The sequence below is a fragment of the Pseudomonas sp. 21615526 genome, assembly GCF_013386245.1.
Lineage (GTDB): Bacteria > Pseudomonadota > Gammaproteobacteria > Pseudomonadales > Pseudomonadaceae > Aquipseudomonas.
Window position 1 is genome coordinate 776 of record NZ_JACAOM010000199.1, and the last position, 1,086, is coordinate 1,861.

1 protein-coding gene is annotated in these 1,086 nt (G+C 65.1%); it reads right to left on the reverse strand.

Annotation, left to right across the window (positions count from 1 at the left end; all coding sequences use genetic code 11):
- Positions 1 to 24 precede the first annotated feature (24 nt).
- A partial coding sequence (locus HX786_RS30945; protein ID WP_178913048.1) for an aromatic amino acid lyase occupies positions 25 to 1,086 on the reverse strand: 1,062 nt, incomplete at its 5' end.

Sequence of the window (1,086 nt, forward strand, 5' to 3'; positions counted from 1 at the left end):
CTCCCACAGTTGATCTTCATAGTTTTAGAGAATGGGTTTCAAGCCATCGTTTTCGATGAATGCACTTAACGCCAACACATCCACCGACCCCGAACGGTCCTGATCCAGGTGCGCCACCTGGCGGCGCACCGCCTGATGAATACGCCGGGTGCCCTGCCCCAGTTGAACCTTGCCGCGCAGGTCTACCGCCTGCGCCGCCACGATCAACTCAATGCTGCCCAGCCACACCACGCGCTGCACCAGTTGCCGGGTTTTCTCGACCACCGCCAGCGCCTGCCCCGCATAATCTTCCACGCGATCCGCCACCGGCACGCTCACCGCCGGGATCGGATTGGCCAAGTGCCCGATCTCCGCCACCAACGCCGAACCGGTGCGCTGCAAGGCGGCCATGCCCACGTGCCCGGGCTGGTTGATCAGAAAGCGCGGCAGTTCACTGCAAGCCGGCGACAGCAACTTGGCAATCCGCTCGGCGCTGCACACCGCCACACGGCTCAACGCCAGGCCCAAGCCTTCGGCCGCCAGCGCGAGATGGGTGCTGTCGAAATTGGCCGTGGCCAGCACCAACACGTCTTCGCTGATCAACGCCGGATTGTCCGCACCGCTGGCAAGCTCCAGCTCAACCAGTTCACGCAGTTGCAGCATCGCTTGATGCGCCGCGCCTTGAACCACCGTGGCACAGCGAAAGCTCAGCGGGTCCTGTAGCCGACGCGGGTTATCGGCCAATTCGCCGCCCGCCAGCAATTCCAGCAACGTCGCTGATTGCCCGCTTTGCCCCGGCGCCGGGCGCAACCGCGAAGCCCAAGGCTGGAACGGACTGAGGTTGGCCCGATAGCCTTCACACGACAACGCCAGCCCCACCAACACGGCCTGCAATGCCTGTTCGGCCTCGGCCACCAGCAACGCGCCAAGGCCGATGCTCGCGGAGTTGGCCGACACCAGCGCCAGGCCATCCTTGCCCGTCAATGGCACGTTCAGCGCCAGGCTCAAATGCGCCAACGGCGCCAGGTCGCTCTCGCCCAACGAGCCGAGCAACGGCACCGCGGGCTCCATGCCGCAGTTGAGTAACGCCAACAGCGCCTGCGCCGC